6 protein-coding genes are annotated in these 10,152 nt (G+C 41.5%); 4 read left to right on the forward strand and 2 right to left on the reverse strand.

The features are described 5' to 3' along the window. Window positions 1-4 precede the first annotated feature (4 nt). From CK510_RS04835 to CK510_RS04845, 3 genes are all read left to right on the forward strand, one after another. Window positions 5-1,192, forward strand: a complete 1,188-nt coding sequence (locus CK510_RS04835) for a glycosyltransferase family 4 protein (protein WP_095720619.1) — start codon at window positions 5-7, stop codon at window positions 1,190-1,192. Window positions 1,193-1,733: 541 nt separating this feature from the next. Beyond that, entirely contained in the window at window positions 1,734-3,017 is a 1,284-nt protein-coding gene (iscB, locus tag CK510_RS04840; RefSeq protein WP_095720620.1) for an RNA-guided endonuclease IscB, read from the forward strand. A 133-nt stretch (window positions 3,018-3,150) separates the two neighbouring features. Then, window positions 3,151-4,194: a cyanophycinase gene (locus tag CK510_RS04845; protein WP_245911850.1), complete on the forward strand. Its 1,044-nt coding sequence runs from the start codon at window positions 3,151-3,153 to the stop codon at window positions 4,192-4,194. 608 nt (window positions 4,195-4,802) lie between these two features. Here the strand turns inward: CK510_RS04845 and CK510_RS04850 are convergent. Continuing rightward, on the reverse strand, window positions 4,803-5,957 hold the full coding sequence (locus CK510_RS04850; RefSeq protein WP_095720621.1) for an IscS subfamily cysteine desulfurase: 1,155 nt from the start codon (window positions 5,955-5,957) through the stop codon (window positions 4,803-4,805). Window positions 5,958-6,177: 220 nt separating this feature from the next. After that, window positions 6,178-7,512 carry a lipid-A-disaccharide synthase-related protein gene (locus CK510_RS04855; RefSeq protein WP_095720622.1) on the reverse strand — a complete coding sequence of 445 codons (1,335 nt, stop codon included), beginning with the start codon at window positions 7,510-7,512 and terminating at the stop codon, window positions 6,178-6,180. Between the two features lie 235 nt (window positions 7,513-7,747). On the opposite strand from CK510_RS04855, the gene CK510_RS04860 reads away from it, so the two are divergent. After that, window positions 7,748-10,018: a BamA/TamA family outer membrane protein gene (locus tag CK510_RS04860; protein ID WP_095720623.1), complete on the forward strand. Its 2,271-nt coding sequence runs from the start codon at window positions 7,748-7,750 to the stop codon at window positions 10,016-10,018. The last annotated feature ends 134 nt before the right edge of the window (window positions 10,019-10,152 follow it).

The raw sequence follows: 10,152 nt of genomic DNA on the forward strand, positions 1-10,152 counted from the left end.
ACAGATGAAAATATTAGTATTGAGTTGGGAATTTCCACCACGAATTATTGGGGGTATTGCCCGTCACGTTGGTGAATTGTACCCGGATATGGTTAAGTTGGGACATAAGGTACATGTAATCACCCCTGAGTTTGGGAATGCACCAATGTACGAAGTCGTTGAGGGAATCCAAGTGCATCGGGTTCCTGTCAATCCTGGAAACGATTTTTTTCACTGGGTAGTTAACCTCAATCAAAGTATGGGGCAGCATGGTGGTAAAGTCATGGCAGAGGAAGGGGATTTTGATTTAATTCATGCCCATGATTGGTTAGTGGGAGATGCTGCGATCGCGCTCAAACACACTTTTAAAGTACCATTGATTGCCACCATTCACGCCACCGAATATGGTAGACATAATGGGATTCACAACGATATTCAAGATTATATTAATGGTAAAGAAGAGCTTTTAGCTTTTAATGCATGGCGAATAATCGTCTGTACCGATTATATGCGTCGTGAGGTGGAACATGCATTACATAGTCCTTGGGATAAAATCGACGTAATTTATAATGGGATTCGTGCAGAAAAGAAACTTCACCATCAAAATTTTCACGCTCAAGATTTTCGCCGTTTTTTTGCCGAAGATGATGAGAAAATAGTTTACTATGTTGGTCGAATGACCTATGAGAAAGGTGTTTCTGTCTTGTTAAATGCAGCTACTAAGGTGCTGTGGGAAATGGGTGGAAATGTCAAGTTTGTGATTATTGGTGGTGGTAATACTGAACACCTGAAAAAGCAAGCTTGGGATATGGGTATTTGGAATAAATGTTATTTCACTGGGTTTATTTCCGATGAGTACTTAGATAAATTTCAAACAGTTGCTGACTGTGCTGTATTTCCGAGTCTTTATGAACCCTTTGGTATAGTTGCTTTAGAGAGTTTTGCTTCTCGTGTACCAGTAGTTGTATCGGATACAGGTGGTTTTCCTGAAGTTGTTCAACACAGCAAAACGGGTATTGTGACTCATACAAATAATTCTGATTCCCTAGCTTGGGGAATTTTGGAAGTATTAAAACATCCAGGATACAGACAATGGTTAATTGATAATGCTTATCTGGATTTAGAGCGTCGTTTTAATTGGGCAAAAATCGCGAAACAAACCGAAGATGTTTACACAAGGGTTGTGGAAGAAAGACATCGAGTTGAATGGTAATTACCCGTAGGGGCAAACGGTTGTTTGCCCTTTTATTTTCATGATTTTTAATATATACATGATTTTTAATACATATAAGAGGGCGAACAGCCGTATCGCCCCTACGATAAAATATAATTATACAGCACTTCCGGCAGCTATGAGGTACATACTAAAAGCTGAAAGCTATGATTAGAATAGAACTGAGGGGAACAACTGTATTATGTAATAGCCGGAAGTGCTGTATTTGGGTGTAAATAATGATTGCCCATAATTAAAGAATAATTAATTTAGCGATCGCAATCCACTTCATGCAATTATGTCAACGACCCAGGTCTAAAGACACTGGGCTTCCAGCCTAAGACTTAGATTACAGTTGACCAGATTAAGTCTTAACTGACTACGTTTAAGGTAAGAGTTAAAGACCTACAAAGGGATGCGAAGCTAGTTCCTTGCTCTAGAAATTGAGGGTTAAACAGATTTATTGGGTTAAGTCAGTGCCTTCAATATAGTACCGACCTTAAACATTATCGAAGCTAACATTACCCGAAAGGAGGGACTTATGTCCAAAATATTCGTATTAGATACTGAGGAACGACCATTAGACCCAATACATCCAGCACATGCTAGACAATTATTACGAAACAAAAAAGCAGCAGTTTTTAGACAATTCCCATTCACAATTATCCTCAAAGAATCAAGACCAGAATCAGCAGTTTCGTCACTTAGACTAAAAATAGACCCTGGAGCAAAGTTCACAGGGATTGCCTTAGTTAACGATTCAACTGGAGAGGTTATAAATGCTTTCGAGTTAAAACATAGAGGCTTTGCAATTAGAGATGCTTTAACTTGCAGAAGACAATTAAGACGTTCTAGACGTGCTAGAAAAACTCGTTACAGAAAACCAAGATTTTTAAATAGAACTCGTCCAGACAGTTGGCTAGCTCCAAGCTTGCAAAGTCGGATTGATAATATCAAGACTTGGGTTGAGAAGTTGCGTAAATTTGCGCCAATTGAAGCAATTGCAAGCGAACTTGTACGCTTTGATATGCAACTAATGGCGAATCCGGATATTCAAGGCAAGGAATATCAACAAGGAACTTTAGCAGGTTATGAAACGAGAGAATACCTACTAGAAAAGTGGGGTAGACGATGCGCTTACTGTGGCGTAAAAGACGTTCCCTTTCAAGTTGAGCATATTCATCCGAGAGCTAAAGGCGGTAGTAATTCAATTACAAACCTGACCTTAAGTTGCGAAAAATGCAACACAAAAAAAGGGACTAAAGATATCAAAGAGTTCCTCAAAAAAGACACTTCTAGATTAGAAAAAATCTTGAAACAAGCTAAACGACCATTGGCAGATGTCGCAGCCGTAAACACAACTCGATTTGCGTTGTTAAAAACTTTAAAAGCTACCGGATTGCCAGTAGAAACAGGTTCAGGAGGATTAACCAAGTTTAATCGCAGTCAACAAAAACTAGAAAAAACCCACTGGATTGATGCAGCTTGCGTTGGAGAATCAACTCCAATTCTCAATATTAAAGGGGTTAAACCATTGTTAATTACTGCGTCGGGGCATGGCACGAGACAATCATGCAGAACGGATAAATACGGTTTCCCAAGTCGTCACTGCTCTAGAACTAAATTCCATTTTGGTTTTCAAACTGGAGACATTGTTAAAGCTGTCGTAAAAACTGGCAAAAAAGTTGGTGAATATGTTGGAAGAATAGCAACTCGTGCTACCGGAAGCTTCAACATTTCTACGACTAACGGATTACTTCAAGGTATTTCCCATAGATATTGTAAAGCCATCCATAAAAAAGATGGTTATGGATATTCAAATTGATAAATATTCACTGCGGTTAAAACCGCTTGAGTCGTTTTTCCTCTCAGCGCTAAAGCGACTGAGTTTCCAAACATCCCAGGAGTTTTTATGACAACCCTGATTTTTCTCTTCACGGGCTAATTACAGAAGGTATATGACGAAAATTGCGATGTTCCGTAAAATTATTTTCACAAATAGAAATCTCATTAACCCAGCAAAAAGCTGCAAAACTGCCGCAATTACTTTCATAACTGCCAGTTTTATCATATTTCCTGCGATCGCAACAGCTAAACCCTATCTCAAAGGTAATCCCGCAAATGTAAATCCTCCTTTGGCAGGTGCGGTTTACAATCTTGGTGGTGGGGGAACTGATGTAGATGGGGCAATTCAATGGATGATTAATAATGCACGGGGATGCGAAAAATGTTCCAGTAAGGTTGATGTTGTCATAATTCGTGCTGCTGGTAGTGATGCTTATAATCAACCTATTTCTGAAATGGATGGAGTTGATTCAGTAGAAACCTTGGTAATTACAAGTAAATCGGATGCAAATACACCTAGTGTTGTGGAAGCGGTTAAGAATGCGGAAGTGATTTTTTTTGCTGGTGGTGACCAATGTAAGTACGTGGAGAATTTCCAAAATACTAAGCTAGAAAAGGCTGTAGAATCGGTTTCTGCCCGTGGTGGAGCGGTGGGTGGAACCAGTGCCGGAGCGATGATTCAAAGTGATTTTGTTTACAATTCTTGCCTTAGTAATATTGAATCACGGGATGCTCTGGATGACCCCTATCGTGATATTGATTTTACCTACAACTTCTTACCTTGGGTGAATTTAAAATATACCGTTGTTGATACCCACTTTGATAAACGCGATCGCATGGGTAGATTAATGGCTTTTACCGCTCGACAAGTTCAAGATGGGAAAGCAAAATCTGCCCTGGGAATTGGGGTTAGTGAAGCAACATCTGTAGTTGTCGATCGCAATGGAATAGCAAAGGTTATTGGTAAAGGTTCGGCATATTTTGTTTTAGCTGACCATTTACCGAAGGTTTGCGAAAAGGGGAAACCGTTGAGTTATGCGGATTTTAAAATTTGGAAAGTCAATAATGGTGAAACATTTAACTTACGAAATTATCCCCAAAAAGGATATTATTTGCGAAGTGTCGATCGGGGAAGAATTGATTCTAATCCGTATTAATTAGAGTAAACCACAAAATCAATGATCCTGTGTTGTCATTCTGTAGCTTGCTACTTACAGAAGCCGCTTGCGCGTCTACCCGCCTGACTTTTCACGGTAAGTCCTCAACCAACCAAACTACGTAGCTTTTTCCACTGGCTCATTCGCAAGAGTATTAAATTGATGACAATAGGTAACGGAAAAATAGGGGTTGAGAGAAAGCGCAAAATGACCTTTTCCACATGCCGTGAAAAGTCAGGTCTACCCGCAGGGTGGAACGTACGCGCTGAGTCGCAAAGCGACACGCTGCGCGAACGCGTTGCCGCAGGCTAGAATCTTGCGGAGATGCTAGAGAACTCCACAGAAAGAAATGCCCAATGTCATTCTGTAGCTTGCTTCCCGCAGGGTGGAACGTAAGCGCTGAGTCGCCGACACGCTGCGCGAACGCGTTACCGCAGGCTAGAATCTCGCGTAGATGCTTCGTTCCTCAGCATGACAACACAGGATCATTCATTTTGTGGCTTACTCCTACCCTTCGGGAAGTCTTTCGCCTACGTTCCTCAGCATCTCGCGTAGATGCTTCGTTCCTCAGCATGACAACACAGGATCATTGATTTTGTGGCTTACTCTTACTGTAATTGTCGCAAACTTTGCACAGTTGAAATAACCTGCTGTGCAACTATTTCTATCTCTTCTTCCGTATTAAATCTACCAATTCCAAAGCGTATCGATGCGTAAGCTAACTTTTCAGAATGTCCTAAAGCTGTGAGAACATGGGAAGATAAGGTATTTGTTGAAGAACAAGCTGAACCGGAAGAAACTGCCATTACCGACTGCAAACCCAAAAGTAAAGCTGCACCATCCACACTTTCAAAGCTAATATTTAAATTACCTGGAAGTCTTTGGGTTGGATGTCCATTGAGATGAATCCCTTCGAGTTGTGAAAGCAGTTTCCACAATTTTTCTCTGAGTTTAGTGATGCGATCGCTCTCTTTTTCTCGTTCTGCTAAGGCAATTTCTATCGCTTTGCCAAAACCGACGATTTGCGGTGTGTACAATGTCCCTGAACGCATTCCCCGCTCATGTCCTCCCCCATGTAGCTGGGGAGCTAATTTGACTCTCGGATTGCGACGACGGACGTATAAAGCTCCAATTCCTTTTGGTGCGTAGATTTTATGTCCTGTGAACGACATCAAGTCAATTTGCATTGTCTGGACATCAAGGGGAATCTTTGCGATCGCTTGCGCTGAATCAGTATGGAAAACGGTATTTTTTTTATGGCATATTCTGCCAATTTCTGCAAGTGGTTGTAATACTCCAATTTCGTTATTTGCTGCCATAATTGATACTAAAATGGTATCATCACGGATGGTTTTTTCTAGTAAGTTTAAGTCAATTAATCCATCTTTTTCGACGGGAAGAATTGTAATTTCAAATCCGAGAGTTTCTAAATATTTACAAGGGTCAATTACCGCATTATGTTCGGTTGCTAAGGTGATAATATGTTGACCTTTTTGAAAATAAGCTTCAGCAATACCTTTAATTGCTAAATTATTTGCTTCCGTTGCTCCACTAGTAAATATAATTTCTTCTGGTGAAGCATTAATTGCATTTGCTAATATTTGTCGTGCATTTTTGACCGCAGCTTCTGCTTCCCAACCATATTGATGATTGATGCTAGATGGATTGCCAAAGTATTCTGTAAAGTAGGGAAGCATGGTATCAACAACCCTTTGATCGACTGGTGTGGTTGCCTGGTTATCGAGGTAGATGGGGCGATGCATTTTGGATTTTGGGATTTTGGGGATAATAAAATGTTTGAAAATAAAATATTTGAAAATAAAATGCTTTAAATCGCGCAGAGACGCAGAGGCGCGGAGGAGGAGTTAAGATGTTAATTTATCGTAGTATGTAGATTCTTTCTGCATTCTGAATCCTGCATTTTGACTTCTGCATTCTGAATCCTGACTCCTGACTCCTGCCTTCTGAATCCTGACTCCTGCTTTATTGTACTAGTTTATTTATGATGCATTCGGCGATGCGTTGTGCTGCTCCTGGTTTTCCCATTCTGCGTAAGCCGTTTTCAGCAATGATGTGTAATTTGTCGGGGTAAGCGAGGAGGTTTTTTACTTGTTTGCCGAGGTTTTGTGGTTGTTCTACCAAGATTATGGAATCACCTAAGAGACGACTTTGTGCTTCGGCAAATCCTGGGTTAAATTGTGGTCCTTTTCCGGGTATGGTAAATGCTGGTTTGCCTAAACCGACGAATTGCTCGGTTCCTGTTCCTGCCATTGCGATCGCAATATCTCCCATGTGCAAGCAGTCGTTATAGGCTTTTTGTGTTAGCAGAAAATATGCATTTTTTTGTTTAAATGTCAATGCTTGAGGGTCGGAAAATTTCAAAGGTAGTTCTTCGATGGGGGATGGTTTCCAGCCGTGGGAGGTGACAAATTTGGTGAGAATGCTACAGTCAAGATTGGGTGCGATCGCTCCTAAGAAAATCATCGGAGTTGAGGTGTTGGATAGGGAATTGCGAGACATATCGCACATGGTTTCCATTAGGGATGATGTTCCCAGCATTACTTGCTCCCAATTTTCATAGGCTTCGGGAATGCGGGAACCTGGTAATAAGGTTACGATTAATGGACGAATAGTTTCTTTACGTTCGGCATCGGTTTCATATAAACGATAAGTTGGAAAAGAAGGTTGTAAATCATCCATCATTGGGTTGCCTAAATCGAAGGCAGGAATCCCCATTTCTGCTAATATTTTTGTTGTTAAATAGTCTCTAGGAAAGATAGCTTTGCAGGGATTTTTAGTCATTAACCATCGTTCCCAAGGATGGTAAATTGAACCTGAAAAGTTTTCCCAATATGCACCTTTATTTTTGCGCTTCAATAATCCGAATTCATCGCGTACATAATACTCAGATTTTGCTGTTCCTACAAATGCATAGTTGGTTCCGCTAACATATGCAAATAATAATGGGAGAATGTCACCGACGGCTAAAATAGCAGTGGGATTATCAGTTTGTTTTTGAGCTTTTACCCATTGTCTAACTACTTTGATTTGATTGAGAGTCAGTTTTATTAAACCTCCTTGAACATCCCGCATCAATTGCCGTCCATCCATATAAACGAATCCACCTGATGGCATTGTTTTCACGGAACCAATCACGGGAATATTCAGTTTTTGATAAGCATATCCTTCTCCAACTAAGGGTAGTGCGAATATTTCTGGAGGATTGGGTAATTGCAAAAGTTCGTGCAAAATCCTCACAGCGATTATATCTTCACCATGTCCGTTACTTAATACCAGTAGCTTTAATTGGGAGGTCATATTTATAGATATAGGGAATTGGGAATTGGGAATTGGACATTGGGCATTACGGATTGGTTCTAGTACTGACTTTCTACTCCCTTGGTAAATTTAAGAAACAAAAATACATAAGTCATAGTCTCATTAGTTACGAGGAATGATAAATGGGGGAGAAGAACCTTGGTGCAGGAAGTTGTGTTATCCCCATTCTGTTACCTCGCTACAACTAATCCCCGGTGAAATCAGGCTAATTTTTATGCGAGTTTCTAAAGTTGCAATTATGACACTTGCCAGTGTTACTGCTGGCAATCTTTCTGAGTCGGTAATAGCTGCACCAACAAATACTGACATACCAGCGAAAACTACTAGTAATTTCGTTGTACCTGTAATTGAAGTCAACAGGGAACGGATTGAGACAATTGCCCAACCTGAAACCGGAGATTCCCCCCAATTCTCCCAAAATACAGTCAATGTGCAAAGTCATTCCGGCAACAATTCGACTGCGATCGCAAAGAATGGGGAAATTGGCAGACAAGGCAACGATGAGAAAGCTCCTGTACCTATTCCTGTTCCAATGTTTTCTGCTGTACGTGAGAAAACACCTGTACAAATTCCCGTACCGATGTTTTCTGCTCGGCGTGAAAAAGCACCCGTACCTATTCCCGTTCCTGCGATCGCAAACCGTACTCCAACAAAACCAGCTACTTCCAAAAAACCACCTGTTGCTGCAAAACCCTTAATACCAGCGAAAAAACCTGCTCAGGTTATTCCTCCGACTCCTGCAATTAACGATGAAAATTTAGTGGTTCCGGCTATTGATATTCAAATAGTTGGTGCTACCCAAGAATTGCAAGATATAATTCGCCAAGTAATTAAAACTCAAGTTGGTGGTGAAACTAGTAAAGCCCAACTTCAAAAAGATATAGCCGCAATATTAGAGACAAAATTATTTATAAGTGCCCGTGTAAATAGTAACACTACAAAAGATGGCTTACGGGTTGTGTATCAAGTACAGCCATTAGTGGTGCGATCGCTCCAATTATCGGGGGCAAAAGCATTAACATATAAAGTCGTTCTCGAACCGTTCCAAAGTCAAATTAATCAACCTGTGAGTCCATCTCAGTTGGAAAATGCTGTTAAAAAGATTAATAAATGGTACAAAGATAACGGTTACAGTCTCGCAAGAGTAGTTTCGATTTTGCCTGATGAACAGGGTATTTTGACGGTGAATGTTGCTGAAGGGTTGGTTAGCGATATCAAATTCAAATTTGTGAGTGAAAATGGTGAAGACGTTGACGCTAAAGGGAAACCAGTCACAGGAAGGACTAAAACAGACTTTATCCGCAAGCAATTAAAATTAAAAACGGGTGACATATTTAAAGATGACGTGGTGCGAAAAGATATTCAGCAATTGTACGCATCCGGTTTATTTGAAAGTGTGAATATTAACCTCGAAGGGGATGCCACCAAAACTGATGTTGTTTACCAACTCAAAGAAACTGGAGCCAGAGCGATTAATGTCGGAGGTAGCTATAATGCCGATCAAGGTATTTTAGGTACTTTAAATTACCAAGACAGAAATGTCGGTGGGATTAACGATACATTGAATGCTAACGTTCAAGTTGGTAGACGGGATTTCCTCTTTGATAGTAGCTTTAATAGTCCTTACCGCACCACCGACCCCAACCGCAACGGTTATACCATCAACGTTTTCCGCAAACGGGGACTTTCCGACACCTTCGATGGGGATATTAAACTCCTAAATGGCGATCGCATTCGTGAAGGTAAAGTCGGAGCAAGCGTTAGTTTTCAGCGTCCCATCGATGATTGGGATGCTTCCCTCGGTTTTAATTATACCAGGGTAAGTATACGCGATCGCGATGGCAAAATCTCCCCCACCGATGAACAAGGCAATCCTCTCACCCTCAGTGGTTCGGGCATTGATGACCTGGCAACGGTATCATTTGCAGCCACAAAAGACCAGCGCGACAACCCACTCAATCCCACCAAAGGCTCGATTCTCAAACTCAGTACCGAGCAATCAGTACCCATTGGCAACGGAGCCATTTCCATGAACCGTTTCCAAGCCAATTACAGCCAATACACACCAGTTCAAGTCTACAAAAGCAAACAACCCCAAGTCTTTGCTCTCAACGTCCAAGCGGGAACCGTTTTAGGCGATTTACCACCCTACGAAAGCTTTAATATTGGTGGTCCCAACTCAGTACGTGGTTACGATTCCGGCGACATTGGCAGTGGTCGTAGCTACGTACTTGCCTCCGCCGAGTATCGCTTCCCCATCCTCCAAGCATTAGGAGGTGTGGTCTTTGCTGATTTCGGCTCAGACTTAGGCTCTGGTGATACTGTCCCAGGTAATCCTGCTGGAGTTCGCAACAAACCAGGAATCGGTTTTGGTTATGGCGCAGGTGTCAGATTTGACTCGCCCCTGGGTTTACTCCGTGCCGACTACGGCATCAACGATCAAGGTGAAAGTCGCTTACATTTTGGGGTTGGACAAAGGTTCTAGAGAGGGTTTGACAACTCTCCCCTTAGTAAACATATTCTCCCAGTCTAAAAGAACCCCACCCTAACCCTCCCCGCTCGCGAGGAGGGAACATGATTTTATTCCCCCTCCCCGCAAGCGGGGTAGGGGGCAGGGGG

Source organism: Brunnivagina elsteri CCALA 953 (assembly GCF_002289455.1).
GTDB classification, from domain to species: domain Bacteria; phylum Cyanobacteriota; class Cyanobacteriia; order Cyanobacteriales; family Nostocaceae; genus Brunnivagina; species Brunnivagina elsteri.

Excerpts from the sequence above, each read along its gene's own strand:
- CK510_RS04835 (WP_095720619.1), top strand. The coding sequence starts at position 5 with ATGAAAATATTAGTATTGAGTTGGGAATTTCCACCACGAATTATTGGG.
- iscB (WP_095720620.1), top strand. The coding sequence starts at position 1,734 with ATGTCCAAAATATTCGTATTAGATACTGAGGAACGACCATTAGACCCA.
- CK510_RS04845 (WP_245911850.1), top strand. The coding sequence starts at position 3,151 with ATGACGAAAATTGCGATGTTCCGTAAAATTATTTTCACAAATAGAAAT.
- CK510_RS04850 (WP_095720621.1), bottom strand. The coding sequence starts at position 5,957 with ATGCATCGCCCCATCTACCTCGATAACCAGGCAACCACACCAGTCGAT.
- CK510_RS04855 (WP_095720622.1), bottom strand. The coding sequence starts at position 7,512 with ATGACCTCCCAATTAAAGCTACTGGTATTAAGTAACGGACATGGTGAA.
- CK510_RS04860 (WP_095720623.1), top strand. The coding sequence starts at position 7,748 with ATGCGAGTTTCTAAAGTTGCAATTATGACACTTGCCAGTGTTACTGCT.